The sequence below is a fragment of the Desulfitobacterium dehalogenans ATCC 51507 genome, assembly GCF_000243155.2.
In the GTDB taxonomy this organism is placed as follows: domain Bacteria; phylum Bacillota; class Desulfitobacteriia; order Desulfitobacteriales; family Desulfitobacteriaceae; genus Desulfitobacterium; species Desulfitobacterium dehalogenans.
Window position 1 is genome coordinate 3,180,612 of sequence record NC_018017.1, and the last position, 26,279, is coordinate 3,206,890.

Annotated in this window: 31 protein-coding genes; 1 reads left to right on the top strand and 30 read right to left on the bottom strand. The window is 39.7% G+C overall.

Annotated elements, in window-relative coordinates; all coding sequences use genetic code 11:
* Positions 1-181: 181 nt before the first annotated feature.
* From DESDE_RS15395 to DESDE_RS15530, 28 genes are all read right to left on the bottom strand, one after another.
* A complete protein-coding gene (locus tag DESDE_RS15395) occupies positions 182-715 on the bottom strand; it encodes a hypothetical protein (RefSeq protein WP_148269928.1) in 534 nt (177 codons plus the stop codon).
* 69 nt (positions 716-784) lie between these two features.
* Positions 785-1,216 carry a prepilin peptidase gene (locus tag DESDE_RS15400; protein ID WP_014794950.1) on the bottom strand — a complete coding sequence of 144 codons (432 nt, stop codon included), beginning with the start codon at positions 1,214-1,216 and terminating at the stop codon, positions 785-787.
* Positions 1,217-1,299: 83 nt separating this feature from the next.
* A complete protein-coding gene (locus DESDE_RS15405) occupies positions 1,300-3,684 on the bottom strand; it encodes an NACHT domain-containing protein (RefSeq protein ID WP_014794951.1) in 2,385 nt (794 codons plus the stop codon).
* 137 nt (positions 3,685-3,821) lie between these two features.
* Positions 3,822-5,687 (bottom strand): hypothetical protein, encoded by a 1,866-nt coding sequence (locus tag DESDE_RS15410; RefSeq protein ID WP_014794952.1) that lies wholly within the window; start codon positions 5,685-5,687, stop codon positions 3,822-3,824.
* A 164-nt stretch (positions 5,688-5,851) separates the two neighbouring features.
* Positions 5,852-6,442, bottom strand: coding sequence for a 5' nucleotidase, NT5C type (locus tag DESDE_RS15415; RefSeq protein WP_041917285.1), 591 nt, complete (start codon positions 6,440-6,442; stop codon positions 5,852-5,854).
* A 14-nt stretch (positions 6,443-6,456) separates the two neighbouring features.
* A complete protein-coding gene (locus DESDE_RS15420; protein WP_014794954.1) occupies positions 6,457-6,723 on the bottom strand; it encodes a hypothetical protein in 267 nt (88 codons plus the stop codon).
* 15 nt (positions 6,724-6,738) lie between these two features.
* On the bottom strand, positions 6,739-9,738 hold the full coding sequence (locus DESDE_RS20830; RefSeq protein ID WP_014794955.1) for a relaxase/mobilization nuclease domain-containing protein: 3,000 nt from the start codon (positions 9,736-9,738) through the stop codon (positions 6,739-6,741).
* 74 nt (positions 9,739-9,812) lie between these two features.
* Entirely contained in the window at positions 9,813-10,139 is a 327-nt protein-coding gene (locus DESDE_RS15430) for a MobC family plasmid mobilization relaxosome protein (RefSeq protein ID WP_014794956.1), read from the bottom strand.
* Positions 10,140-10,308: 169 nt separating this feature from the next.
* The gene (locus DESDE_RS15435; protein WP_014794957.1) at positions 10,309-10,812 is read right to left on the bottom strand and encodes a hypothetical protein; all 504 of its coding nucleotides are present in this window, start codon (positions 10,810-10,812) and stop codon (positions 10,309-10,311) included.
* A gap of 13 nt (positions 10,813-10,825) precedes the next feature.
* Entirely contained in the window at positions 10,826-11,791 is a 966-nt protein-coding gene (locus tag DESDE_RS15440; RefSeq protein WP_014794958.1) for a DUF3991 domain-containing protein, read from the bottom strand.
* 94 nt (positions 11,792-11,885) lie between these two features.
* Positions 11,886-12,557, bottom strand: coding sequence for a DUF6710 family protein (locus DESDE_RS15445; RefSeq protein WP_014794959.1), 672 nt, complete (start codon positions 12,555-12,557; stop codon positions 11,886-11,888).
* Between the two features lie 7 nt (positions 12,558-12,564).
* Positions 12,565-12,900 (bottom strand): hypothetical protein, encoded by a 336-nt coding sequence (locus DESDE_RS15450; protein ID WP_014794960.1) that lies wholly within the window; start codon positions 12,898-12,900, stop codon positions 12,565-12,567.
* Between the two features lie 425 nt (positions 12,901-13,325).
* The gene (locus tag DESDE_RS15460) at positions 13,326-14,018 is read right to left on the bottom strand and encodes a JAB domain-containing protein (RefSeq protein ID WP_014794962.1); all 693 of its coding nucleotides are present in this window, start codon (positions 14,016-14,018) and stop codon (positions 13,326-13,328) included.
* Positions 14,015-14,233: a hypothetical protein gene (locus DESDE_RS15465; RefSeq protein ID WP_014794963.1), complete on the bottom strand. Its 219-nt coding sequence runs from the start codon at positions 14,231-14,233 to the stop codon at positions 14,015-14,017. The genes DESDE_RS15460 and DESDE_RS15465 overlap by 4 nt, the downstream gene beginning before the upstream one ends.
* A complete protein-coding gene (locus DESDE_RS15470) occupies positions 14,226-15,212 on the bottom strand; it encodes a ParB/RepB/Spo0J family partition protein (protein WP_014794964.1) in 987 nt (328 codons plus the stop codon). The genes DESDE_RS15465 and DESDE_RS15470 overlap by 8 nt, the downstream gene beginning before the upstream one ends.
* A complete protein-coding gene (locus DESDE_RS15475; protein ID WP_014794965.1) occupies positions 15,209-15,994 on the bottom strand; it encodes a ParA family protein in 786 nt (261 codons plus the stop codon). Before DESDE_RS15475 ends, DESDE_RS15470 begins: the two co-directional genes overlap by 4 nt.
* A gap of 157 nt (positions 15,995-16,151) precedes the next feature.
* A complete protein-coding gene (locus DESDE_RS15480) occupies positions 16,152-16,343 on the bottom strand; it encodes a hypothetical protein (protein WP_014794966.1) in 192 nt (63 codons plus the stop codon).
* Between the two features lie 110 nt (positions 16,344-16,453).
* Positions 16,454-17,131 (bottom strand): Fic/DOC family protein, encoded by a 678-nt coding sequence (locus tag DESDE_RS15485; protein ID WP_014794967.1) that lies wholly within the window; start codon positions 17,129-17,131, stop codon positions 16,454-16,456.
* Positions 17,132-17,308, bottom strand: a complete 177-nt coding sequence (locus DESDE_RS21930; protein ID WP_014794968.1) for an antitoxin VbhA family protein — start codon at positions 17,306-17,308, stop codon at positions 17,132-17,134. It lies immediately after the preceding gene.
* 46 nt (positions 17,309-17,354) lie between these two features.
* On the bottom strand, positions 17,355-18,047 hold the full coding sequence (locus DESDE_RS15490; protein WP_014794969.1) for a DUF7736 domain-containing protein: 693 nt from the start codon (positions 18,045-18,047) through the stop codon (positions 17,355-17,357).
* Between the two features lie 75 nt (positions 18,048-18,122).
* Positions 18,123-18,638, bottom strand: coding sequence for a hypothetical protein (locus DESDE_RS15495; protein WP_014794970.1), 516 nt, complete (start codon positions 18,636-18,638; stop codon positions 18,123-18,125).
* Between the two features lie 162 nt (positions 18,639-18,800).
* The gene (locus DESDE_RS15500; RefSeq protein ID WP_014794971.1) at positions 18,801-19,364 is read right to left on the bottom strand and encodes a hypothetical protein; all 564 of its coding nucleotides are present in this window, start codon (positions 19,362-19,364) and stop codon (positions 18,801-18,803) included.
* A 110-nt stretch (positions 19,365-19,474) separates the two neighbouring features.
* The gene (locus DESDE_RS15505) at positions 19,475-19,906 is read right to left on the bottom strand and encodes a hypothetical protein (protein WP_014794972.1); all 432 of its coding nucleotides are present in this window, start codon (positions 19,904-19,906) and stop codon (positions 19,475-19,477) included.
* A gap of 31 nt (positions 19,907-19,937) precedes the next feature.
* Positions 19,938-20,165 (bottom strand): hypothetical protein, encoded by a 228-nt coding sequence (locus DESDE_RS15510; protein WP_014794973.1) that lies wholly within the window; start codon positions 20,163-20,165, stop codon positions 19,938-19,940.
* A gap of 5 nt (positions 20,166-20,170) precedes the next feature.
* Positions 20,171-20,518, bottom strand: a complete 348-nt coding sequence (locus tag DESDE_RS15515) for a hypothetical protein (RefSeq protein ID WP_014794974.1) — start codon at positions 20,516-20,518, stop codon at positions 20,171-20,173.
* Positions 20,506-20,706: a hypothetical protein gene (locus DESDE_RS15520; RefSeq protein WP_014794975.1), complete on the bottom strand. Its 201-nt coding sequence runs from the start codon at positions 20,704-20,706 to the stop codon at positions 20,506-20,508. Before DESDE_RS15520 ends, DESDE_RS15515 begins: the two co-directional genes overlap by 13 nt.
* 42 nt (positions 20,707-20,748) lie before the next feature.
* A complete protein-coding gene (locus tag DESDE_RS15525) occupies positions 20,749-21,264 on the bottom strand; it encodes a hypothetical protein (protein WP_014794976.1) in 516 nt (171 codons plus the stop codon).
* Between the two features lie 9 nt (positions 21,265-21,273).
* Entirely contained in the window at positions 21,274-23,094 is a 1,821-nt protein-coding gene (locus DESDE_RS15530; protein WP_014794977.1) for a DNA cytosine methyltransferase, read from the bottom strand.
* Between the two features lie 293 nt (positions 23,095-23,387).
* Between DESDE_RS15530 and DESDE_RS15535 the strand changes: the two genes are divergently transcribed.
* Positions 23,388-24,317 carry a hypothetical protein gene (locus DESDE_RS15535; protein WP_014794978.1) on the top strand — a complete coding sequence of 310 codons (930 nt, stop codon included), beginning with the start codon at positions 23,388-23,390 and terminating at the stop codon, positions 24,315-24,317.
* A 365-nt stretch (positions 24,318-24,682) separates the two neighbouring features.
* On the opposite strand, the gene DESDE_RS15545 is transcribed toward DESDE_RS15535, so the two are convergent.
* Both DESDE_RS15545 and DESDE_RS15550 read right to left on the bottom strand, forming a co-directional pair.
* Entirely contained in the window at positions 24,683-25,996 is a 1,314-nt protein-coding gene (locus tag DESDE_RS15545; RefSeq protein ID WP_014794980.1) for a hypothetical protein, read from the bottom strand.
* On the bottom strand, positions 25,996-26,244 hold the full coding sequence (locus DESDE_RS15550) for a hypothetical protein (RefSeq protein ID WP_014794981.1): 249 nt from the start codon (positions 26,242-26,244) through the stop codon (positions 25,996-25,998). The genes DESDE_RS15545 and DESDE_RS15550 overlap by 1 nt, the downstream gene beginning before the upstream one ends.
* Between the last annotated feature and the right edge of the window lie 35 nt (positions 26,245-26,279).

The window sequence follows — 26,279 nt, forward strand, 5'->3', positions numbered from 1 at the left end:
GCTTTTGCAACAGCCACTTGTTAATCAATGTCAGCTTGATTTCTTGAATAAAAAGTCTACTATCTCAATACTATTATATCATAATCAGTGTGTAATTTCAAGATAATAAGAGAAATCACGAGTTAATTTGATATAATCAACTCAAATCGCATTTTTTATTTTCAGTATCGCGACATTCATTTTAGCGCTCCAAATCCTGCTCGTCCCGGTCGTTACTCCTGTCCTGATTCACACGACTTAACTCAAGAGTCAGCTTCTGTACCTTTTCTTCCAAGACTATGACCTTATTTTCAAGCTCCCTATTCCTGCTGATCGTTCTCTCCCAATCCTTAACCAAAGCATGTATTCCTTCTACATGTCCCTTAATCTTCTGTTGATCCTTATCCAGATTCTTGAAACTATTCTCGTGATCCGCTTTTTCCTTGATGAGATGGTCATTGATTTTTTCTACCTTTGTCAATATGGTGTTTGAGGAAGATAATATTGACTCTGTAGAGCCTTTAATCGAATCCTTGACTTGCTCATTGAGACTGCAATTACCTTCTTTAATGGCAGCCTCAATATCCTTATGCTGTCCGGAAAGAGTAGTATTCGGTACCTCACCAATTTTAAGATTTAGTTTTTTATACCCCTTCACATCGGTAATCCAATTCGCCAAAAGAGTTGATCCTAGCACCGCCACTGCACCAATAATCGCAACCGTTAAACTGTCCATTAGAATCTGCCCCCAATTCAAATCTCCTTCACTCCCTTCATTATATCTTTTCCCATCAGTTTCCATCAATTATAAAATAATCATTGTCATCCACGCGCCGATTGTCAAAAAAGGACCAAAAGGAACTTGCTGCTTCAGCGTAATTCGTTTGGAAACAATGAGGACCCCCCCCAAGATAAGAGCCAGTAAAATGGCCCAAACCAGGGTAACCATAACAGGAAGAGGCCCTAAAAATAGAGTCAATGCTGTCACGTATTTAGCATCACCCATACCCATGCCGTTGGGGTAAAAATAAGCAACCAAGGCGAATAATCCACCGATGAAAAGTGCTGCCACTCCATTATCAAACAAGACCTGAGAACCCTTAAGACCTGAGAAAAGTAGCCCTATCCCAAGTAGTGGAAATGTCAGCTTATCCGGAAGCCGCATCTTAAAATAGTCTGTTAGTGCTAAAAAGAATGTTATTAGGACAAAAACAAAATATAGGAATCCAGTTAACACGAGTATCCCTCCTCAAGACACATGGTTTTCTTCCAACAAAAAAACAGCCCTTTGGACTGTCTTTTAATAGCTATTGTATAAATTCACAGTAACATCTTATATTGTTCTCTGATTTTCGCCTTAGATGGGCTTAGTCTGCTTTTGACATTCTCTTGAATTTTTTTTAATCCACCGGCATCAATACTGTCTTTTCTATCGTATAAGTAAATTTTAGTTTTAAAAATTATAAAAAGCAAAACATCTATATCCTGGGATTTAGTCAGCTCTTTCAAATGTTTAGGATAATTAGCGATTCCTAAGTCACATACAATAATACATAAAAATGTCACCCAAAGATCATATTCATTTTTCCCATTAAACTCTTGGATCAATTTCAAGTATTGGTTCTTCATTTTTTGGGTACCTAATATATAACTCGCTAAGACACTAGAGAATACTAAAACAGGAAATTTATCTGCGCTGTTATTTTTTAATAAATAGAAGTGTAAATCTGATAGATGTTGTAAACACTGCTTCAAGCTCTCTATTTTAACATCTTCATTACTTTGATCAGCATTTTGTAAAATACTACCTAATAAGTACGTTATAAAAAACTTTGTCTTTTGTGTTTCATTTTCTTCGTTAATTTCTTTTGGTATATAATCCCGACCTAAAATTTCTGAAATAAGATTTGTACAATTTCTCTTTAATCCCGCATAATAAATTATTACTAACGCCCAAGAAGGATTGGTATAGTTTGCAATTATTTCGTTTTCCAATCCTTCGGTTAACAGATATTTTGCGGCAAAAAACTCTTGTAATGTATGAAAAGAGAATTCAACTTGATCTTCAGTTCTTTTTATTATACCTGAATTGACTATTTCCTCAAGTAACTCCTCCCCTTCTTCATCCAACCCTTTTTGTTTAAATCGTTTGTTGATTTCACTAATAAATTCCCACACAGACATCGAATTGCGGCTTTCTAAAAAAAGTCTATATGCTATGTAGGATAAATAGTCATGCTTGGTCCTAAAATCAAACTTATATTTAATCGAAAGCTCTTTATCCCATTTGCCTAAATATAACTCAGTATATTTTTCAAATAGCTCTGCAACATTAGATGTAATTTCATCACGATGTTCTTCATAGAGTACAAGACATATTGTATAAACGAAAGGTGTCCTTGGAAAATTACCTATGCTTATTTTCCTTTCTACAGATTGAAAAGCAACATCTGGTAGAATCGTAGTAGAATTTTTATACCATTGCCTAACTAACTGTTCAGATTTTCGAGAGTTAAACGGCTCGATTTTACACTTTATTAAATCATCGAATTTTTGGGTAAGTGTAACATCATAATCTCTTGATGCAATTATAAGCGAATTGCCAGGATAAGCCTTTTTAAAGCTAGCTATCGACTCTTCAAAAGCCTTTTTTTCAGACACCTCAAGGATTTCACTATAAGAGTCAAATAGCAATAGCATATCTCCAGAAGTAAGTCTTTCTTCTAATTCAGGAATGATCCTTTCTCCATTTTCCTTTTTCAAAATTGATATTAGGGTTGATAAAATATCGTATTTGTTGGCTTCAAGATCTTTTACCTTTATAAATACGGGAATAACTCCCTTTTGATGTTCTTGTAGATTATTCAATATCTGTTTACATAATAGGGCTTGTAATAAAGTTGATTTTCCACTTCCTTGATCTCCGGTTATTAAAAAATCTTTACGACTTTGCAAAATCTCATCACAAGAATATTTTATTTTTTTATCAACTATCTTTTTGGCCTTTTTTCTTAACAACTCTTTGTCAGTATTTGCCTCTACAATATCTGGTTCAATGAAGATTTCATTAAACTCTAAATCTTTCTGAGAACCAAATTTTCTTATATCGATTAGATACCTATGTTTTTCATAAACCTGAGTATAATAGTCGATATATTGCTTATCTCTAATGCTAAAATACTCAGGATAGTGTTTTTCTAGAAGGTTTAGGATTTGTTCTCCTTCTAAAAAACTTATTTCATTACTTACTCCTATGCCGTCAACAATTTGTCTTTTTGCACTATTGCTTATTTTTCCATTTGTTATTACATACATTGATTTTGGAGAAAACTTACCTCTAGGTTCCACAAAATCATGTTTACGAGTAAATGCAGCTTTAAGTTGATTACCTATAACTGTGATATCGTTTTTACTTCCAGAACTAGGCGAATTTGTCAGATCACCTACTTTTAATTGAACACCCACCATATGCTTGGTTCCTAAACTATCTTCTTCAAAATATGCTATATCAAGCCCCGATTCATCATTACCATGTCTAGATTGAACGTGGGACATTTTCCCAATTTTTCTGAACAGTGGCAGTATTACATTTACCCTAAAACTTTCCTCATTGAGTTTTTGCAACTCACTTAGCTTCTCTTCTTTAGACATTATTATTTTCACCCAGCCTTCTGAAACAATAAACTTTATTAGATTATTCTTCATAATAAGACAAATACCTCCATCTACTTAACTATCTTTTTTGAAGTAAGTTTTTATACTTACCTATTAATTATTCACCAAATTATGGATAATGTTTCATGTCCATATTTATTTATGAACAATTGCTCCAAAAAATCACTTTAGCACGAACATTCCGTTTTCTGGAGCAAATAATTTAGAATACCTTCAATATCTCCAATATCTCCATCCATATCCTCCGTAATAAAAATAGTTTTTGCGTCTTCTTTTTCTTCTGTTCGTTTCCCAATATATAAATTAATATCTGCATCTTCAGGAGGAGGCGTACCACCTCCATCAACAATAAGGAGCCTCTGCTGAGACCGATGGTAATAGAGCGCCACATTCCACATATCCACTATTTCAGACTGTTCCACCGTGACCGCTTCCAGCAATGGCCATGCGTTCAGATTTCCATTTACGTAGGTATGTTTGACGCTAGGAGGAATTCCTGGTGTTTTCTTTAACCAAGAGGTTTCCCAACCTGGTCCTGGTTTAGGACACGGATAATAGCGTTTTAGACAAGGATTTTCGAAGTTCCCATCAAGAATGAGCACTGGTATGGAACCCGCTATTACTTGGGCCAGATGAGAAACCGTATAAGTTGTTTCCCTTCCTCGTTCAGCCCATACCCAAATGACCAGCCCCATGAGAGATTTCATGGGGCCTTCTACTATACTCGGGCCTGCTTTACTTACTTTCTCTTCCTTCCACTTTAGTTCTGTCTTTATGGATAAAGTTGAAATAACTTCTTTTGAAACACTAGCTGCCTTCTTAAAGGATTCGGGAATCTCAATTAGATTTTTTATCCTAGATGAGACCATCTCTTTATTTTCCTCTTCAACAGAATCATCTGCGAAGGGGATATTTATCTCATCCATATAGTCGCGCATGATGTCTGCCCAAATCATACGGTTAGGTTTTGGATTAAAGAACTCAGGGGATGGAGAACCTTCGCTAAAGTAAATTGAATGGCTATAATTTTTGACCACATTCGTTATAATTTTCTGATCCTCTTCAGAGGCAAATAGAAACATCAGATCTGATTTTTCAAGAGGCTCAAGTATTTTAGTCAAATCTTCTAACTCATAAGCTCTATAGTCTATAGTGAGTAGTCTCACATTACTCCCATTAAAAGCATTTGTAATCTGCGTTGTCTTAAAAATATGGCCTAGGTCAAGAACGTTAAAATCATAATCTAAAAGATTCACATTATCTTGAATTGTAAAGAAGTGAATTCTCTTATGTTCAATCGGCTGGACATTAATATTTACATTATAGTGTACAAGCCAATCAAGACTTTTCTCAGGGTCGCATACGATATACGAAACCCTTGCTCCCAAATCTGCTAAAAAGCAGGCGAGATTCAGTGCATTAGTTGTAGCACCCGTTTCTTCAGCAATACCAGCAGCACAAATGGTTACCCCTTTTCTCTCTTCATGCTCCAAATCAGATTTAATTTCATTACCGGCTGCCTTGACTTTATTGATGCGCAATACCTCTTTTTTTGCAATCGGTTTATCGGATTCGGCCTTTGGCTTCTTCAGTTTTGTTTTCTTTGAAACTTCTTCTGTCGGCCGAGGTTTAAACTTTTCCACCTTTTGAATTCGCATCCCTTTAGGGCTTATAGATTCCATAATTTCCTGCAGCATCATTTCATGGTCTACCGCCGTGATAAAATTCCTTACCCCGGCCTCATAAAGATTTTCCAGCAACTTTTCACCGGGTTTCATACCAACGGCTAAATAAATAATCCGGGCATCATACATAGCCCGGAATCCTAATATAGCTTCCATAATTTCTTCATCGGTATCATTCAACGCCTGGTGGTCAATAGCAATAAAACGAATATGACTGAAACTCCGCATATCGCGAATCACAAATTTCTTTAAGTTAAACTCCCCTGAGATCTTCTTTACAGGAAGTGTTTCATCCTGAACGAAGTCAAAAAGATTCAAGTTGAGATTACTGGTTAAAAACAATAGCATTTAGTTCCCACCACCTTACCAAACACAATGGCTGCACAAATTCGGCTCTACCCAATAGCATCCCCCTGGGCAACCATGACGCCAAGTACATCCACATACTCGGCACCTTTGGACCTTTACAGACTTTATCTTGTATTTCATCAATTCACCCTCCCAACTACTTATCATAGTTCGTGATCCCATTCGTCTTCTTGACCAGCCTCATCCAGCAAATTTGGAGCGTTTGGTTTACCATCTCGAATCATCTCTTGGTTCCTCATGATACTCACGATGTCAGCGGCTAGTTCTACCGGCTCTTTATCGTATCGAACACGATCATGCTCCCATGTTCCCCGGGTATGATTGATCCCATTAAGAAGTTTTATCCCCCTGGCCGGGGGCTGCCATAACTTCAGGTTGTGAGTGTAATCATCCAGGAGACAATCATTTTCCCTTACGCCTCCAGGAATAAAATCCTTTTTGTCACATCCACAGGGAGAGAAAACACGATGGGCTGCATCAATTTCGGGTAAATACTGATCCAGCCATTGATTTTTTTCCTCTATGGCATAAGGGTTACCGGCCAAATAAGCCGACAAGATGTTTACCTCGATTTCAGGATTGTTCCTAATGATAGTTTTTATAGCTTCTACAACATTGTTTATAGGTTTAAGGTTAAAAAAATAACCCTTTTCATAAAGGGTTTCCAAAGTATCGACCTTCTTAAATTCAGCTAATGTCCCGTCCATATCCACAAACAAGCGTTGTTTTGACATGCTCACTCACATCCTTAAGCTTCAGGTTCCAACTCATCTTCTGGCAGATTCTCGGCATATTCCTGATTCGTCGCAAGGGTATCTATCAGGTCTTGGTACTCTTTTTTAAGATAATTTACACCGGCTATGCATTTTTCATTGTAAACATCAATAGCCTCTTTCAAGAGCTTAAGTTGATCGGGAGTAACATTCTCTGGGTAATTTTTAAAAAAACTTATCTTTTTAGAAATTCCACTATACAGATACTCCGAAACCGTTGCCCAATCGCTATATTGCCTCATCGATACATCTCCTTTCTAACGCTCGTATCCTTGCCCCTTATCCCATTTGACGTTGCTGCTAAATTTAAGCTCAAGAATCTTCTCTTTCAGAGCATGTCCTTCAAGGCGAGATAAAGGATATCTGGATGTATTCGGATTATGACCTCCTCTCGTGAATAGATCCAGGTAATGCATGAGGTATGGGATATTAAGTGAATCCATCTCTTTCAAAAATACTTGAGCTAATTCATTGCCCTGTTCTGCCGATAGGGTGAAATAGTGTCTTGCCAACTCCTTATCTCGTGGAACATCTTTTCCGGATAGATACACGATGCCGAGCTTGAATTGAGCAAATTGGTTTCCTTGTTCTGCCGACTCATTGAGAAGTTGTATGCCAACTTGAACATTCTTAGGAACATCTTCACCCTCGATATAGAGCTTACCCAAGCGGTATTGTGCGAACTGGTTTTTCTGTTCGGCCGATGCCTTAAGTAGATTCACCCCAGCAACCACATCCTTGGGAACAACTTCACCTTCCAGATACAGCTTGCCGAGAGTATACTGAGCGAATTGGTTCCCCTGCTCCACCGACGCTTTAATCAATTCTAGCCCAGCGGCCACATCCTTGGGAACGACTTCACCTTCCAGATGCAGCTTGCCAAGAGTATACTGAGCAAATTGGTTCCCCTGCTCTACAGATGCTTTGAGCAGTTCCAAACCTGCTACCACATCCTTGGGAACGACTTTACCTTCCACATACAGCTTGCCAAGAGCGTACTGAGCAAATTGATTTTTTTGCTCTGCCGATGATGTAAGAAGTGTTAATGCTCTAGCAATATCTTTTTCTACATGTTTCCCTTGGATAAGTATTTTCGCCAAAGCATATTGAGCCTGGGTGTTGCCACCTCCTGCAGCTTTCTCAAGTAACGTTAACGCTTTACGAATTTTATCAGGCGGAGCATTCTCCGTCTCTAAGTAAATCTTTGCGAGTAAATATTGTGCATTAACATTACCGGTATTCGCAGATTTTTCTAAGTAATCAATGGCTCTGGGTATGTTCTTCTCTGTGCCGGTTCCCGTATAAAGCATTTGCCCTAGTCGATATTGCAGCTTATCGTCACGGCTATCTTTTTCCATGGCTGAAAAGCCCGCAAAAGCACATCGGAAATGCTCGTCAGCTTTGCTTGTATCTTTTTCAGTCCCGATTCCGCCCCGTAGCATTTTGGCAAGCTCATAATCTGCATAAGAGTTACCCTGGATAGCAGATTGGCGGTACAACACGAAGGCTGTTCCGTAGTCTTGATCAACTCCCTGACCACGATAATATAAACCGGCTAAAGTATATTGAGCATATTTATGATTTTCCTCAACAGCCATCTCTAGCCAATTTGCCGCTGCAAAATAATCTTGAAGCGTTCCCAATCCTGTAGCATACATTTTACCTATGCGGTACTGAGCATAGGTCTTTATATATGGCCTACTTGCCTCACTCTCCACGGCGTTAAATCCAGTGAAAGCTTTTGTGTACCATTCTTGAGCCTGCACAAGATCAATCTCTTCTACTCCAAGCCCGTCTGCATGCATCCGGCCCAGGTCATGCATGGCTAGGACGTTGCCAGTAAGTGCTTCTTCCGTGAATAATTGATGTGCCTTGCTAAAATCCTGCTTAATTTCATTTTTACCGTAAAGGTATGTTCGCGCTTCCTTATAACGAGCACTCCAATCAACACGGTATTCTTGGTTTGCGTTATCATCATGGCTGCTTTCCAGATGATCCTGAACATGTATGTCCGAATCCCCAACCTCAACTGGCTCTAATTCATGATTACCTTCCTCGATAGGAGCCTCTTCCTTATGCAGCTCAGCCTTACTGTCCTTATCTCGCAGTTCCATCTTTCTAATTTCAGTAGCCATGACCTCCCTGTCCTTGTATTCCTTGTTTCTATTAAATGCCTCTATAAAGGCTTCCTTGGTCAGATTCTCATCCAAAGTGCTATTACGACGTTTTCGACCCTCCGGTGTAATAAAGGTTATGTCCTTCCGTGTATCCGTCCAATTAACCTCATAGCCCAGCGTTCTCATATTAACTATGAAGTCGGCTCGGCCAATCGAATTCTCCATACAAGTATCAATAGCTTGGCGTAATTTATCTTCCCAGCTTTTCATTGAGTCTTTGGTGTCGTTCTGCTCATCAGCTTGCTGCTCTGCTTTTTGCGTTTCAGCTCCAGCCTTGGCTACTTGCACAGCAAGCTCCAACTTTTTGATTTCACCAGCCATATCCTCGGGGTTTTTAAGTTCTTGGTTAAATTTAAAAGTCTCCTCCAGTACTTCCTTAGTCCACTCCTTATCTAAGTTGTCAAGGCGGCATGGTTTACCCTCAGCCGTAAAGAATGTGATGTCTTTTCTCGTGTCCGTCCATTTGGTGTCATAACCCAGATTCCTCATATTGTTCACGAAGTCATCTCGGTTGACGGAATTTTTCATGCATGCATCCACCGCTAAGCGCAACTCATGTTTCCAGCTCCGCCCTATCTGCCTTGCGCGATATTCTCCGGAGGATTCTCTATCCTTCCCCTTATGCTCTATCGTGCTGAGACTATACTCTCTGCAGAGTTGGTCGGAGAAATCTTTAGCCATCTGCATTTGTGCCGGGCTTTGCTGCCATTTTAGGCCATGTTCCATATTCACGGTATTCATCACAAAATGATTGTGCAGGTGATCCTGATCCAGATGCGTTGACACCACCATTTGAAACCCTGAAAAGCGTTCGAACTCCTTAGCAAGCCGAACGCCAATTTCATGGACTTGCTCCGGCGTTACCTTTTCCTCAGGATGAAACGATTGGACGAAGTGAATGAATTGCCTTTTATCTGTTTTATTGTAGGCCGTTTTAATCATCAACATTTCTTCGAATGCTGTCTCAGGTGTACAGTTGATCCCGGTAACAAGCTCAGCTTTTTCGGGATTCATAATATAATCCAGCACTAATTTAGATGTGTCAGAGTTTTCATCTTTAAGAACCCGTTCAATCGCCATCTTTTCTGTATCATAATCATTGGTTTTGATTTTTTCAGGATTAGTGATGTAATCAATCGCCTTCTTCAGACTTCTTATTTCTTTGTTCTCGCGATTAATAAACTCAAGGATCGCAATATCTTTTTCACCCCCTTCATGTTAGCTTCCAGCTGCTTGAGTATTTCAGGTTCTTTAATTTTCCCCATATGGCATAAGTGGGTAAGTTGGTTCAGGTTGTTACCCATACCGCCAAGCTGTCGAAGCAAATTGGGTACATCTTCTACTACATAGATAATTCCTCGTTCCTCCATCATCAGCATGTAATCATTGACATCCATATTCAAACGCTTAGCCTTGTCTTGGACGTCCTTTTTTCGCTCGGCTGTCGTTCGGATGACGATACGCTCAGGGTTTTTTCTCATCTCCGTCACTTCCATTTTCCGGTATCTTAGAGGGGTTTGGGGACGCAGTCCCCAAGGAGGGTTTGGGAGGTACTCCCAACAAGCTATTTGGGTGCGTGGGCACCCAAATAGGAAGCTTGCCGGGACATAAGACGCAATCTGGGGCGGGGGATATTGAAAAAGAAATGCCCTACAGTTCGTGATCCCATTCATCTTGAAACTGGTCTAATTCTATGTCTTTCTCCAGGTCTAATCGAATTTCTTTCATCAGATCAGCACTGTATTCAGGCCTCACAAAGCGATCAACATCTACACCATGCTGTAAACCCAAGTAGATCTCTCTTAATTTTTCTGCTATACCGTTGCTGTCAGGATTTTCTTTAAAGTTCAAGAAATCCAAATCCATATAAGAATGGAGCTTATTAACCATAGGGGATGCCGGCTCATTAACACGTTGCACCACATCTACTTCGTCAACATACGCCCCTAGTAAATCGCTTTTTTGAAGGTTAGGGCGTTCAAGTGAGATCTCCGCCAATGCGGAGCGGTGATTTTCTTTTATGTCGATGACTTTACCAAACTCCCAAAAACGATACTTTTCCCTTGGATGATACTGAATAAAAACGGTATCTCCCGCTTGCAGATCCGCAAAGCGTAGAGGATTATTTTTTTTCAAAATTTCAATGTTTTCCATTAGAATTCTCCTTTCATAGCTCAGCCTCTTCGGCCTGATCCAGCTCCAAATCAACTTCCCTACTCTCCATCTCCTTGAAAAAAGAGATTAGATCTTCGTTCCAGTCCTTTCCCTTGGGGAAATGATGAGCTATGGAGTAATCTGACTTATACTTATCTGTCCAGCGTTCCACTGCTTGATGGCCCCATTTGTCATTGTCTACACAGAAAATAATTTGTTTGATTTCGGGATGGTCCTTAAGATATTGTTCTAATGCCACATCACCAAGGCAACCGAGAGCTAACATATGGTCATGATTTTCAATTCCATACTGTTTGAAAAATGTAGCATAACTTAAAGCGTCAATCGGAGCTTCAAAGACTCGAATCGTATCGCTCGTCCCATCCATACGGAAGGCCCAAGTCTTGTCTGAGTTAGCTACATCACCACGATAACTGCTACCCATTGTGTTAGTGCTGCGAACTGAGGCATATTTGGCGACACCATCCTGGTCGTAACCGACAAAAACACAAGATCGATGACTGTTTTCATAAAGCTTCTTTTGCTTGACCATAAAAGAAACAATGTCTTTGTCTATCTTTCGTGTGTTGATTAGATATGCAAAGACATGCTTATAGGTATTGTTCTTTTCAGGTAATACGAGCTCACCTTTTTCCACTTCGGGCTTTTGCGGAGGACGGTATAAGCTTTGAGCTGAGTCTAAAGTCGCTGATAATCCAAGCAGTTGTTTTACGGCTTCCACCCAGGACTTTTTCTCCATGTACATAACAAACTGAATCGGTCCGCCACCCGTTTTGGTTGAAAAGCAGTTCCACCTATGGCCGTTTCCATCAATACGGAGACCACCCTGTTTTGGTATTTTAAATTCTTTAGGTGAGATTTGTTCAATGGGATAACCCGCTTGCCTGGCATATTCCAGGATGTTAATGTTATTAGCCATGTCAACCTGTTCATCCGTGAAGAGTTTCCGTTTCCCCATGATTTTTCACCTCTTTCCTTATCGATTTTGGGCAATAAAAAAAGACGCGATAATTCACGTCTTAACCCCTATAAATCAGCTCTAAAAAATCGGGTTATAGTTTCCTCTCCAGCCGGTACTTAATCTTCGCCACCTCATAAATCACTCCAATACGAAAATCCCATAGCTCCCACAGCTTATTATGGTTATGTTGATTTAACCAACAGTTCCCGTCAGTATAGATGTGATTAAACAAAGGGGTGATATCCATAACGTCAGCTTTGATTATCCCCTTTTTATGTCCAATTCCTGCTGTTATGGAATGAAGTCCATTGTAAGCATGACAAATATCTAAATAAGGATAGTAGTTGGCCATGTGATTAGAGTCTATGAATTCAAAGGGGTTTTGAAATATGTTCTTTATAGTACCTCTCAAGTCACTCTTATCCCACGGCACAACAAAAACACAATCCTTGGCTAAGTCAATTTCTCTTTTCTGACTCTTATCGGTCTCCAAATTGTTTAGCTTCCCTGATTCGTCTTCGTAAGTACTCGGGAAAAAAGGAGAAATTTTCACAGGTTCTTCATTGTAAAAAACACTTGTCATTAAAGAGGTTTTTAAATCTTCCCTGATCAGCCCTAACATGAAATCCAAAATAATAATCTTGTCTTCATTGGTGTTCTCATACTCCAAGGCTTCCCGGACAAAACTCATAGCCCAATCAAATTCCCTTTCCGGGTGTGATCTCAGTTTTATCTCTTTCTTAGAGAATAGCTTTTTAAGCACTCTGTTTTCACCCTCCCTTTATCTCAAGATAAGTCTCTAGAATGTTAATAGCATTATTATAAACTCTTTTCTGAAAAAAGGGAGTATAGTACATCAACGAATGAAATTCATTACATACACGAAGATATTTTTCTTCTTCAAAGGCCTTCTTAATATTTACAAAAAAAAGAAGATAACGAAAGTGATAAATATCTCCCATCTCATACCTAGTATCTGGTTTCCTTTTGCGCAATACCCGATAAAATTCCAGCAAAGCAGCTTTAGCCTGAAGATTGGTTTCCTCATCTACATCATTAAACCAATTATCATAAGGCTTTATGATCGCCTTAAGCTCCTTATCCAATCATCCCACCTCCTTCGGACACTTAAAATTTGCATGCAAAAAAGCCGGGCTTGTGAACCGGCCTGCCGCATTAATCCGCCCTGACGGGCGGCCACTCTGCGATTAGATGTTTCTTCCTCCTATATTTCTTTTACTGAAATTCTTTGCCACACAGAGGGCAATGACTCCATTTATGATGTACACATCGAACACCAGAGCGTTTTAAATGCCTATTAAGTTTTTTCGAATATGGCATTGCCTCCATTACGGTTACTCCCCAGTTAGGTATTTGAATTATCGGCTCTACCTCTTCAACCGTGTAATTTTGAATAATGTCTTGTTCCATTTTCTTTAAGCAACTACACACGATAGACATGCAAGATCTACCTCCCTTCTTCACCTATTTAGGACAATAAAAAAGACGGGATAGTTCACGTCTTGATTTATTATGGCTCTAGCTCATGGTCATTTGCAGCATTATCTTGATGATAATAGATAGGCTGATAATTTGCAGTATCTCTATAGTCAAAACAAGACTCACCGTTTTCTTTAAGGGAGTAATAGTTCATCCCCCCTACAACAAAATGATCATTAATATGAATTCCTATAGGTTCAAATATATTGGCTAGCTTTTGAGTCAAGGCAATATCTTCTCTACTGGGCGTGGGATCACCAGAGGGGTGATTATGCGCTAGAAAAATTGAGGAGCAACTGCAATCTAATGCTCTCTTTAAAATCTCTTTTGGATAAACGGCGGCCGAATTGATATCCCCTTCGCTCATTATCCTCGTTTCAATGACTTTTAGCTTGGTATCCATGAAAGCAACCATGAAGACCTCTTTATCTCTCTTGCCCTCCAGGAAGGATACAAAATATCTTCCTGCAGCAGAAACATCATCCAATACCATCCTTGTAGTTTCTGCAGTTCTTAACACGTTATAGCTTTTGATTAGTTTTTTGAGAAGTTCAATTCGCTCCAACTGTTCTGAAGTCGGATCGACTAGTTCCGGATAATCCATGATATTGAAAATAGAACTTGATTTACTATATTCTTTGAGCTGGGCATGAGAAAGGCCGGTAAGCCCGGCCAAACCACTCAAAAAAATCTCTTTATATGCAAGGTTTTGAGAAGGGTTCATTGATTGTCCTCCTTGCGGCCGGATATAAGAATTCGAATAGCATCTAGCTTTTCAAGCTGCTCCAACGGTAAATTGATACGGTCAAGGTGATTGAAGATGTCAGCCCCAAAATCATCTATACAGCGCCTCAGCTCCTGTGCTTCATCCACTGTTGGTCCAATGAGTTTAACCATTAACTCGCTAAATTCATTAAGCTCCTGAATGTAATTATTCATCTTCTTTCTCCTCCTTCATCTGAAAATATATAGTTAGTGCTTCCTCAATAACTTTTTCGATTTCGGCCTGGTTTTGCTCTGATTTAAAAAATTTAGTAACCAGTTTTGGCTTAAGCTTAATACTAGTTGGCTTTTTAGGCTTTTTTTCATCTTCGCCGGACAAAACAGAGTAAATTTTCTCGTCAGTTAATTTCCCTCGTTTGGATAGATCTTTTAGTTTTTCAGATTTAGCCATATCAATTTTATAGCCCTTGATAGAAATAGTGTCTTCTATTATTTGTTGCTCGTTTCTTGATAAATACGATAAATGAACCGCAGGACGTAAAGCTATTGTCTCGTCATCTACCCGTTCGAGGAGATCTGGAATAAGTTCATTCAGCCTAATATACCGTTGGATATTTGTCTTACTCATACGATTTTTATCGGCAACTTTTTCTATACTTTTACCCCGGTGCCCCACTGGGTTACCTTCCTGTGAATCCCTGTCTCCATGCGGGTTTGAGGGTGAATCTAGCGCATTAATAATTTGTTTTTTTCCAGTTGCCTTAGCCGCTTCAAGCTGCATTTTAAGTGCCTTTGCTAACTCGGAAGGTAGCATATCGGATGGGGATCTTTGCTCAAGATTGGTCGCTATGACGATTATGACAGCTTCATGATCGTCAACGTCGCGAATCTCAGCTCTTATTTTGCTGAGTCCTGCCAATTGGGAGGCATTAACCCGGTTGTGACCAGCTAAAATTTCGTATTTTCCACTGCCGACTGGCCGGACAATGATAGGTTGGAGAACACCATTTTCTTTTATGCTTTCAACCATGTTTTCCAGTCGTTCCCCAGTATATAGCTTAAATGGATGATCGCTGAAAGAAATAAGACAATCTAACTCAAGCTCAATGATTGATCCGCTTTCCTTGACAGTAGATTTGTTTTTAATTGGATCACCAAAAAGATCCTCAAGAGATCTGAGTTTTTTTTCGATCATCGGCCCTCATACTCCTTTGCAAAGTTCTTATATGCTGTAGCCACCTTTCCTTTGGGATCAAATTCAACAATACTTTTAGAGTTAAGAACTGCCTCACCAACTTTAACGCTAACAGGAATTTTACTTTCAAAAATTCGAATATGGCTTCCATATGCTTCGTTGATAAGCGTTAGAATCTCTTTTGAAAGCTTGGTTCGTTCGGTGAACATAGTAATAAGGATACCGTCTATTTCGATACCTGGATTGATCCGTCGCTTAACACGCATAATATTTTTCAGTAAGAGTTCCAGACCTTTTGCTGACAAGTATTGAGGAGCTGCTGGAATCAATACACGATCACAAGCGGCTAAAGCATTGATCGTTAACATGCCTAATGAGGGCATGCAATCAATGATGATGTAATCATAATGATGCCTCAGCGGATCAAGGATAGCTTTTAAGGTTACTTCTCTGCTCATTGCATTTACCAGATTAATCTCTATTGCAGCAAGCTCAATGCTGCATGGAATAATGTCAAGGTTACCGAAAGAAAGGATAAACTCTGATATTAATGGTAATTCATCATCATCAATAATATTGCTCATTAAATGATACAGCGTGATGGGTAATTCGTCCGGATGATCAATCCCAAAACTCATTGTAAGGTTAGACTGTGGGTCGCAATCCACCAGCAGGACTTTCTTTCCCTGCTCAGCCAGGGAATAACCCAGATTAATACTCGTCGTGGTCTTGCCAACGCCTCCCTTTTGATTGGCTATAGCAATAATTTCACATTGGTTCATAACATTAATTCTCCCTTTCCTTAAAAAATTGCAAGCAAAAAGCCGGGCTTGTGAACCGGCTTGCCGCATTAATCCGCCCTGATGGGCGGCCACTCTGCGTAAAATAAAAACCCCTCAGGTATCACACCTGAAAGGCTTCTTAATCAATTGTTGTATTTCAGAGTATTCTTTCCTCTTGAAATCGGGATACAAGATTAGCTTTATGAATATAATTCATACCCCTTCCAGCCTTAGCCATAATAACCGCATTGTCATTCCGGCGTTCCTTATAATAATCAAGCTTAACAATTTCGACTTTGCCTGATATGCCCAAGTGTACACCTTCAGGTTCATGTTGTTTAATATCCATACATATCATCCTCACATTTTAAAATTAGGAGATTCCACACAAAATTCGAATAACCATAATAAAAAGCCCTACAGATTTCATATCTGAAAGGCTTCATGCTAATTCTTTATTCATGGTTCCAGTTCCCACTCATCATCCATTTCCCGATACTCTTCTATTACTACGACTGACTTATTTTCCTCAATGAAAGAATCCCTTTCCAATTCCGGGATAATTTGTCTAAGGTTTTCTTTGTATAGGTTGTTAAGCTCAGTATTATCTCCCTTAAATGACGCTATATAGGCTCCCACTAATTGATTTTTGTCAAATTCCGAATAGTTGAGTTCATATCCGGCCTCTTTAGCGAGGCAGCGAATGAACTCCCTGGTAGCTCTCCCATTTCCCTCCCTGAAAGGATGTATAGCGTTAATTTCTGAAGTATAATGCGCTAACCTTTCACTCACTTTATCAAGACTTAAACCTTGAAGATAATTATCCTTTTTCAAAGCTTTAAAAAGCTCATCACATGAGGGCTCTATTAAATGATAGAGAGCAAACAACGAATTTCCTTTAGCAATATTCGTCAAACGAATTTGGCCAGCCCAACCGTACATATCCTGAAAAATATGATGATGAATCTTCTGCAGATGCTGTAAGTCAAACCTGCCAGGGATTGGTTCCTTTTCAAGTTGAGCCAAGCGAAAAAAAGTAAGCCCCCTTTCCATCTCATGGAGTTTTCCTGAGTCTTTTATCCCTAATTTGTTTTTAAGAATGTTTGTATCGGGATAGCAATATTCTATCCTATCCATTCAGAGACCACCTTTAATCCGTTTGATAACCTCTGCTTCAGATAATGAGCCTTCGAGATATTGCTGCACCAATTCAGATTCTTTTTCAGTAACCGTAAACCCCTCAATGGCCATAGAGGCTTTCGCATTAGATATGATCCGTTGGTTCTCACTCGAACGCTCTTCTTTGCTTTTCATTCTTTCTTCACCCTTCCATAAGAGCATACTTAGTCACATAATTTGATCAATCAATCTCGTGTATTTGTGCATCTGAATTAATGTGCGGAATTGGCATAATCGGTAGAGTCTCACCAAATAATTCGATTTGCATTCTAAGCCAAACACCCCACTCTTTTATATTAGAAAAATCAACTGTGGCAAGTTCAGGATGTTGTTCCAAAATGACTGGTTTGCATTTTTTTATGGCTTCCGGAATTTGATGAGTCAAGATCTGAGTTCCTAACATGTAATTAAGAATATCGTGCATACCTTCTATTTTCCGTGGATAAAGTATTTTGTCAGTAACAATGCTTAAAATATCACCTAAGTAAAACTCTCTTCCAAAGTATGATGGTAGAAAAGATGTAATACTTGAAACAAATTCGGCCCATCTACCTATGGCTGTGTCGAAATCTTCACTAGCGCTGATAACTCGAACACCTATATTTTTTGTTTCCAGTAAAAACGTGTCAATATGTTCACCTTTTCTTGATATCCTGGAAAAGCTAGTGGTTATTATGGTATCCCCCGTTTTTAAATTTGAGGTATTCATCATTTCCTGAAAACTTGCTCCTAAAGCTAATCCAGAGACATTATGATCGATATATATTTTATCAATTATGAGATCGTTTTTAGATGCAGTCAGTTTTATTATATCTTCTTGGTCTTTAGAAAACTCCTCATTTTGAGCCGTGCGTATATAACCATATACAGCCATTTTAATCCCCCTTTTTTAATTCAATATATCATTTGATTCTTGATCCTGTCGCAATTTCCTTCTTGATGTTCTCTTTTAATAATGTGGGTCATATTCCATTTCATCATCGGCTATTTCAGCTTGGGAAGATTTATAAACACGCGCCAGCATATCCTTTTCAGTTTGTAAATACGTTGACCAAATGCTTTCGACTTCTTCAGGGGAATTTGCTGCATCCAGATCTTTAATAACTTTTTCATTTACATTTCCGTTAGGAGTCCAACCTGAGGTAATTAAACCTTCAAATATTATGTTAGAAAAAGCTTTTATTGAGTCATCCGTATATTTTTTTAACGCCCACCACTCATCACCATTGTCTGGTATCTGATTGATGAATGCCAAACTGTTAAAAACACACACTTCTCTTATAAAGCGAGGATTCCTACCGATTTGATAAAAAAGATCTTGAGGTTCTTTTAGTTCATAAAATTTAAAAGGATAATCTTTTTCAGAGATGTGACTTCCGAACTCTCTTCCACCATCCTTAATACGTGGATTTTCCTGACATTTTTCAATTATTTCTTCTTGGGTAAATGAGCCAATCCTATTCATTTTAAAACCCTCCCACTATACATTTTGCAAACAATGCCGGGCTTGTGACCGGCTCTGCCGCATTAATCCGCCCTAATGGGCGGCCACTCTGCGAATTAATTAAAAACCCTACAAGTGACACTCTTGTAAGGCTTCTTAATCAATTGTTGTATTTTCATCATATCATCCATTTCCTGATAGTCCACCTGTGGACAAAATTGAAACCAGTTTCTTCGCAAAAACGAGCATCCCTTTGGCAGTCATCGAACCCATACCAATACCGGCAAACACATAAAGGATAAATGTATTTGGAAGGGTGATATCTGATGTATGAAAAGTTAAAACCGACGTAATTACAATAACCCATACACTAAAACCTATTGCAAAGCCTAAAACACTTATCAAACCCGTTGCCATCCGTCGCCACATAACATTAAAAACAGTAGTTAAGAAATCCGATGCACTAAAATCAGTCATGCTTGCCTTAACTTTAAATAGAGGATCTATAAGTAAACCAAACATTACTATCATTACCGCAATCCAATAGACAAGAACCTGAGACCACATAGTTATTACAATGAACGATGGGAGAAAAGCAATAATAGGTTGAGTTTCTTTGATGATTGATATGTAGTTTAGAAAGAATGGATACCTGAACGCTGCCACTAGCGAGGGAAAAAACGTAAGAATAGCCACGACTGCGAATGTAGCTATGTACATTGGCTCATTTTCGTAATCTTTATACATTAGAAAAGTCCTCCTTGACTGTCAATTCGCCCCGGTGGGCGGCTACTCTGAGCAAACTAAGAAAGCCCCTCAGATATCACACCTGAAAGGCTTCAAGCCACCTACGTTATTCATGGTTCCAAATCCCACTCATCATTCATTTCTACATGAACTTGAGCTTGCGGAGTACCCTTTCCTGACAGTTCCATCAATTCTTCTTCTAGTGCTTTATCCCAGTTGTCAAAACATGATTTTATTTCATCATAATTGCCTCGAACCTCTTTCCAACGAAATTCTGGATCTGCATAATCTTCTACTGGAAGCGAGTATTTAAAACCTGCCCTGTTATTTTCATCATAAACGTTGATGGAAACCGCGTGTATTCCTTTTCCCTTGTGGTCGGTCCACATAGGATGGGCTTCTAACGAGAGTTTCAATGAATCTTTTTCTTGTAGTATAATCTCTCTAGTTTTTCCAATTCTGAGATCATCATAATTCTCATCATATATTCTTTTGAAATCAATCTCATTATTATTGCTACTCAAATCAAGGATGTCACTCATTTTACCTTTCTCCTTTCATACTTTGGGTCAATTAGGCTTGTTTGTAACGTTTCAGATATTCCAGCACAACCGGATATGTCCAACCCTGCGGGTCTTTTACCTCCACCCCTACCTTACCCGTTTTGGTAGTATAAGGTTCGCTGACAATCTCCAGGATAACCCCCGGCTTACTTCTATGTTCAACATACTCACCCAATCCAAGGGGAAGCTCTTGGGCATCAAAAACATCGGCTAGTGAGACCTGTTTAAAGCCGGACACTGCCATCACTCCTTTAACTTTATCTCATCATGCGACTTCTTTTTGTTTTTCTGACGATTATAGATTACCGATGCCACGCCACTTAAAACCAGCAAAATGATTCCAACAAAGAGATGCCAAAAACCGTTAATGTAACCGCTAATGTCTATATTTTGACTTAAAATCGATTCCAATAGATTGGGCAGCTTTGGAACCAGCATAACCATTCCAAAGATATAAAATTGTAATGAAAACCCGATAAGCATAGTGCTTGCTCCACCATGCTTCTGATGATATTTAAAGCCGGCACCCATTATACCGACTCCAACCGTTCCGAAGAAAAGATAGGCACCCAATGCCGTTAAAAGTTCCATAAAATTTCACCTTCCTTTATTGGTTTATTAAAGGTAATTCTTTTCCACTCTTCAAAATTGATATCCCCTTCGGGCCATTCTCCTTTAGCAATCTGACCAGCCTTCAAAATCTCGTAAATATGCTCAGCATAAGGTTCATCAATATTGATCACAAAATACTTTCTACCTGGCTTTATCTCTTTTAACACAGCTCCTACTCCCTTCCCCTGTAAAATGGATGAAATCCTTTCTTAGAAAAACGCCACCTGCTCGTTAAGAAGCACAAAGTTTTTCAGGTTACTATCAAGCCTGTGATTCCTCGACCAGTGACGAGAAAACAAGTCGTATTCCACATACTTATTTTTCTTCTTGCACCATTCGCAAGTTTGAGCATTTCCGTCCAGAAGCTCACGGATATCAAACTTGATTCGCGTAGCGTCCACAGGCTTTACCAGCAAATCCTCAAACGGTATAAATGCCGCCTCGTCGGGATACCATTTGTCAGCGAATAAAACCCCGGCAGCGGTGATTTCTTTAACGACCGTTGAAGGGAAGAGTGGGTACTTCCGGTATGGTGATTTTCTTTCTTCTTTAAGATAAGGCGATTGCAGAAATCCCGCCTCGTCACCAACTTTCAACCTATAGCCAAGTTTTCCGGACAATATCTCAGCATATGTACCTAAGCGCTTCATACTGTCAGAGCAACATTCTGCATACTCAAGCGTGACGTTTGGATAAGTGATAATTATTTCATCTCGTATCTCCATCGTTTTTATCTACCTCCGATGTTGCGCAAAATGACTTAAATGTGTCACATCAGATACCTCTTCGGTCGAATCAGGTGCAACCCAAATGGTCTTATGACTTAACTCAAATTCAACTTTGGCATCGGCTTTGGCCAATGCCAAAAGCATTACTTCACTTGTTGCTGTGGCTGCAGCCGGTGGATATGCATTACCGATATATTCTCTCGCCTTAGCATCAGAACACTTTTCAAGCTGAAAAGGACGTCCATCCGGAAGATGAGTAGGAAATGACTGGAGAATGGCCCCCTCATATGTTGTTAACGGTCTGTGCCAGGTACCATCTTCGGATATAATAATCCAGACACCTCGTTCCGTATCTTCAGGTATTCTCGGGTCCGCCACTGCTGCTGTTCCTGCATGTACATCATAACTGGCAAACACTGTTTTAGCTGGCTCATCCCATGCTTGGACACCATAACTTCCAGAACGGCACTCACAGGTTAATCGTGGATCGCCGATCAACTGAGCTCCACTTTGTACATCAGTAACCCCTGTTATGGTATTTCCGGCCTTTTTCCAATCTTGTACACGATACTTATCTGTGTATCGACCGGGGCGTTCTGGAATTCTGGGGTCCGCAATGGCCAAGGCCCCGCTGCCAAACCTTGTGCCGGTGACAGTGGGGGCGCATTCATCATATCTAACAATTTGGTAAACACTTGGATGCCTGCTGCTTCTCTGACTCAGCCTAGGATCGCTAATGTTTATGCAGCCATTCGTTGGACCAATGGCTCCCGTTATCGTTGGGGCCGATTTAGTGAACTTACTTACCCGGTAAAGTGAAACATGAGTGTTGTCTTTAAAGCCCGTTCTTGGATCGGCTACAGCTGCACATCCATTGCTGCCATTAATACGAGCATTCCCAATGACTGTATTCGACGGTTCATCCCACGCCTGGACACCATAAGCACCAGCTCCTCGGGGAATATAGGTAATTCCATAATTCCACCAATCGAGAGCATTGAGATCACGCCAATCACCGCCTTCACGGATAAGGGCCAACCTTACCCAGGTTTTCCACTGCAAATTCATCATCCGATGCATCCAACCGCCAGCAACTGTATCGCCTGGTACCGGCAACGGACCGATGATATCTCCAATAGTCTTCATAGGCTTCTTGGCCGGCTGATAGATAAAGTTCGGGATTTTACTCTCCTGCCTGGCCATGATCAGAAAGCGTACTCTATTCTGTCCAAGCCCTCCTATTTGACCTAAGTTATGGCTGGGATTCATATCCACAGCATAACAATAATGCTTCAGAAGCTTTTTCATCTTTGTTAATAGGGTTTTACCCCGGGACGTAATTCGCGGAACATTTTCAAAATGCACAATCTCCGGCACGTCACCTCCATAGAGGTAGCATGCCAAAAGTACAAGTTCCATCCCTCTTACAGACAGTTCATTAAGAGCTTGATATTTCTCTGAATCTGCAAACTTCTTGGAAAGCAATCCTGAAAGCCCTTTACACGGGGGACTCAGAAAAAACACGTTTGGCACTCTGTAACCTAATGCAACCCATATATCCCATGGCGTGATTTCATGCCAATCTTCAGGCGGCTCTTGCCCATGAAAGCGAATATACTGCTTCCTGCTAAATAAATCCATCACGATAGATTTTGATTCTCCGGTTATAAGATCGTGGTTATGACAAGCAATCGGGTCGCAGTCGATTGCTGCAGTTAATTTGTATCTATAAACGTTCCCGCCGTATTCCACTTGTGCTTTTAATGCGCCATAAGAATAACCGCCAATCCCTGTAAATATGACGGCTAAGGTTTTTTCTATTAACAATGTATCCACCTCCTGGTTATTGAAATAAAAAAACAGCAGGACGTTTGTTCCTACTGCTTTTATAATTCATAATCCCAATAACTTACTACCAATCCAATGGAAATAGTGATTATTTTAATGATAGAGTACTTTGTTTGATTTCCCATCATCTTCCCCTTTCATAATTTGATCTTTAATTTATCCTCAGCCCTGCTGGGCCAGTTCAACTGGTTGCCGAGAATTGAAAATTAATACAAAAATGTGCAATTTTATTATATAATTAGCAAAGAGTAGTAAATTTCTGAGGTGATTTTTTGAATAGCATCTACAATAAATTCAATTCATCAAGGAACTTCTCAAGATGGTATGATTGGAAGGCTCATAGAGACCAATTAACTAAAATCTTTAAAGAAAGGGCACTCCTGAAAAACAAGCCCAGTCAAAATATTATTATTTTCGGCGCAGGAAATTGCGACGACATCGACCTCAATTGCTGGCTAGAAAATGTTGATGAACTTTATCTTGTTGATTTAGACATAAGTAGCGTAAAAGATGCTCTTATCCGTCAAAAGGTTGATGAAAGTAAAAGTCTGAAAATTAAGCTATTAAATATCGATGTTTCAGGATTAACTAAAGCTGGTTTTCCGAAGAAATTTGAAGCAATGCTGGTTGATGAAATGCCAAGAAAAAAAATTGTTTCATATATTAGAAAAGTTGCAAATGATCTAAAGCCTATAGATGATTTATCCGATCTATATGGTAGTTTTTCAGTTGTTGCATCTTCAGCTATGCATACACAATTAGTAATCCCCTACATGCTGAAAACGCTTGATCTTCTTGGAGATTACTTGAGTCCAAAAGAAAAAAAGAGCTTGATAGATGAAGCTAAATACTTGATTTACAAAGTAATAGAGAATTATCATCAAGTTTTAATAAATCTCGTAGAAAAAGATGGTGCTCTATTCATTTGGCTTGACGCAGCAGAAGTATCACTCGAATTAGGCAATATAGGGGTATTGCCCGATTTAGAAAAAGCTATCAGAACCAGTGATCTCCCATATATTCAAACTATCCATCAAAAATTTTGTATTTTCGGCGCAACAGTGGGCACTAAGGACCTATTTAATAGATTCCCTACATTTTCGCACGAATTAGATGGCTCTAAAAATCATTGGTTGTATTGGCTATGGCCTTATGACGAACTTAAATACTATTTACTATATTGCTTTGTTATTCGAATGTAGCCTCCTTTTGTTTGCATTCCAGAAAAGAACCTGCTAACACCAAAAATTCATATTCTGAGCGAATTTCACCTATCATTTTGGACGTATCTAGCGCTAGCCGATGAAATTTTAACAAAATATGACTCTTTCTTTTAATTGAAGCTCTTCGTTTAATCCGTAAACTACTCCTTAAATAAATTTTTCTTACTGTCACAATAATTACCCCTCCATTTATTCACTTTTAACTTGTTTTGAATTGCCAATCTAATAGAAGTAAATGATTGCATCAATAGGATGCTTTTTGGAATCTTCCATGCTTTCCCTGGCATTATTGAATGCTACAACGCTGTAGGAAAACGTCGATTTGTTTTTGGCCCGATCTTGAGTTATAATGAACGGGAGATTTTTATTTGTCCCTCGGCTTTTGCCGGGGCTTTTTCTTTTTCTGAGAAACGTTCTTTGTAATAATCCACTAGATTGAGCTTTTTAAGCCATTGATATTTTCTGATGACCGAACCGACGCTTTTTTTCAATGCTTTGGCAACTTCCTTGCTCCCCCGGTCATAGAACATACATAGATATTCGAGATCCTCCACAGTGAAGAAATCTTTATTCTCTGGGAAAGCCGCTTTATCTATCCCCGCGACTCGTAGGGAGCTTCCTCGTATCGTGTTGGCAATATCACGTTTTATTGCGCTATCTTCTATAGGAGCCAGGGTATGGAAAGAATTTGATTCAGGCTGTTGCAAAGGTTCTTTATCCCAAAGCTTATCCGCTTCGGGATATCGCAAGTCTTTGGGAATTTGGACATCTGCCGGTAGCTTGTCTGCAGCCCAGGCTTCTACTTCGTTGGTGTGGTACTCTATTACCATGTTTTTAATATCTGAGTTTGAAAGCTGCTGACTGGCGGTCAGATCAGGATCGGCCCAGCCTTTTTGACTATTCATTTTCTCATAGGCCAGTTCCACATCATCTTGTAACTGCTTGAGCTGATAATCCAATGCGGATACCTCTTCTCGTCTCAAGTTCTCAGCATTAAAACGCTTCTTTTTGAGTTTTACTAACTCCTTTGCCTTCTGAAAAAACTCCCAAGCCTCTTCCCCACCCCACGTGTAGCGCAGCACAGAATGGAGTTGGATTTTCAGCTCTAATTGCAGAACCTGAAGAGCCGATTCCCGGGTAAATGTGTTGCGGGCAACTCGGACATTAAAACTTGGCATCGGATTGGACGGTGTTACTCCTTCACCGATATAAATTCCCAAAGCTTCTTTAGCCGCTGCCTTGATCCGACTTTCCATCAAACGAACCGGCTGACTCATCCAATCTTTTTTCTGCAGCTCAAGGTGTGATCGACGAGCTGCTTCCTTCTCCTCCTTTTCTTTTTCAATATCTTTTGGGTCCTTCTTTAGTCCAGCTCTTTGCACAAGAGCCGCCTGGAGAGCTTCTTGGGGTATAGAGGCCAACTCCGGATTGTCCGTTATGTTTTTGAGTGCCAGACGAATAGTTTTAGATTTTGCATTGAGGACTGTTTTGTCCAGACCCGCTTCCGGCCAGATTGCTAAAGCCAACTCCGATGAGGACGCAATGGCCATGCCGGCAATGAGTTTTTCGGCTACCTGCTGGATCACTTCCAGCCGGTCGGCTCGTATAGAGGTGTTCTTCCGGCCAGCCGGCCGCCCGGAGGATTTAAGCTTCGACATCACTTCACCCCCCAAGGGAGAGTTGTATCATTCGCGACAAGATCGTAAGCTTCAATCGCAATCTCTATCATTTTTCTCAACAATTTATCTGAGCACTCGGATGTAACAAGGTGTTTTATGTGTGCTAAGCAATAACAGTGTAAATATTGACACCCTCTTTTTTTTGCCGCCTCCCTGTATGAATCAAGCGTTTTTTCTCTAAATTCATTTAACTGTACAGCTTCACTTTTTGATTTACCTATGGACATAGCTTCGCCCACATCCTTCCGTTCCGTTTCACCGA

Excerpts from the sequence above, each read along its gene's own strand:
- DESDE_RS15410 (WP_014794952.1), bottom strand. The coding sequence starts at position 5,687 with ATGCTATTGTTTTTAACCAGTAATCTCAACTTGAATCTTTTTGACTTC.
- DESDE_RS15395 (WP_148269928.1), bottom strand. The coding sequence starts at position 715 with ATGGACAGTTTAACGGTTGCGATTATTGGTGCAGTGGCGGTGCTAGGA.
- DESDE_RS15485 (WP_014794967.1), bottom strand. The coding sequence starts at position 17,131 with ATGGATAGGATAGAATATTGCTATCCCGATACAAACATTCTTAAAAAC.
- DESDE_RS15505 (WP_014794972.1), bottom strand. The coding sequence starts at position 19,906 with ATGAGTGACATCCTTGATTTGAGTAGCAATAATAATGAGATTGATTTC.
- DESDE_RS15475 (WP_014794965.1), bottom strand. The coding sequence starts at position 15,994 with ATGAACCAATGTGAAATTATTGCTATAGCCAATCAAAAGGGAGGCGTT.
- DESDE_RS15525 (WP_014794976.1), bottom strand. The coding sequence starts at position 21,264 with ATGGAGATACGAGATGAAATAATTATCACTTATCCAAACGTCACGCTT.
- DESDE_RS15515 (WP_014794974.1), bottom strand. The coding sequence starts at position 20,518 with ATGGAACTTTTAACGGCATTGGGTGCCTATCTTTTCTTCGGAACGGTT.
- DESDE_RS15435 (WP_014794957.1), bottom strand. The coding sequence starts at position 10,812 with ATGGAAAACATTGAAATTTTGAAAAAAAATAATCCTCTACGCTTTGCG.
- DESDE_RS15405 (WP_014794951.1), bottom strand. The coding sequence starts at position 3,684 with ATGAAGAATAATCTAATAAAGTTTATTGTTTCAGAAGGCTGGGTGAAA.
- DESDE_RS15545 (WP_014794980.1), bottom strand. The coding sequence starts at position 25,996 with ATGTCGAAGCTTAAATCCTCCGGGCGGCCGGCTGGCCGGAAGAACACC.
- DESDE_RS15430 (WP_014794956.1), bottom strand. The coding sequence starts at position 10,139 with ATGAGAAAAAACCCTGAGCGTATCGTCATCCGAACGACAGCCGAGCGA.
- DESDE_RS15480 (WP_014794966.1), bottom strand. The coding sequence starts at position 16,343 with ATGGATATTAAACAACATGAACCTGAAGGTGTACACTTGGGCATATCA.
- DESDE_RS15440 (WP_014794958.1), bottom strand. The coding sequence starts at position 11,791 with ATGGGGAAACGGAAACTCTTCACGGATGAACAGGTTGACATGGCTAAT.
- DESDE_RS21930 (WP_014794968.1), bottom strand. The coding sequence starts at position 17,308 with ATGAAAAGCAAAGAAGAGCGTTCGAGTGAGAACCAACGGATCATATCT.
- DESDE_RS15495 (WP_014794970.1), bottom strand. The coding sequence starts at position 18,638 with ATGAATAGGATTGGCTCATTTACCCAAGAAGAAATAATTGAAAAATGT.
- DESDE_RS15550 (WP_014794981.1), bottom strand. The coding sequence starts at position 26,244 with ATGTCCATAGGTAAATCAAAAAGTGAAGCTGTACAGTTAAATGAATTT.
- DESDE_RS15460 (WP_014794962.1), bottom strand. The coding sequence starts at position 14,018 with ATGAACCCTTCTCAAAACCTTGCATATAAAGAGATTTTTTTGAGTGGT.
- DESDE_RS15420 (WP_014794954.1), bottom strand. The coding sequence starts at position 6,723 with ATGAGGCAATATAGCGATTGGGCAACGGTTTCGGAGTATCTGTATAGT.
- DESDE_RS20830 (WP_014794955.1), bottom strand. The coding sequence starts at position 9,738 with ATGGCGATTGAACGGGTTCTTAAAGATGAAAACTCTGACACATCTAAA.
- DESDE_RS15465 (WP_014794963.1), bottom strand. The coding sequence starts at position 14,233 with ATGAATAATTACATTCAGGAGCTTAATGAATTTAGCGAGTTAATGGTT.
- DESDE_RS15415 (WP_041917285.1), bottom strand. The coding sequence starts at position 6,442 with ATGTCAAAACAACGCTTGTTTGTGGATATGGACGGGACATTAGCTGAA.
- DESDE_RS15470 (WP_014794964.1), bottom strand. The coding sequence starts at position 15,212 with ATGATCGAAAAAAAACTCAGATCTCTTGAGGATCTTTTTGGTGATCCA.
- DESDE_RS15490 (WP_014794969.1), bottom strand. The coding sequence starts at position 18,047 with ATGGCTGTATATGGTTATATACGCACGGCTCAAAATGAGGAGTTTTCT.
- DESDE_RS15500 (WP_014794971.1), bottom strand. The coding sequence starts at position 19,364 with ATGTATAAAGATTACGAAAATGAGCCAATGTACATAGCTACATTCGCA.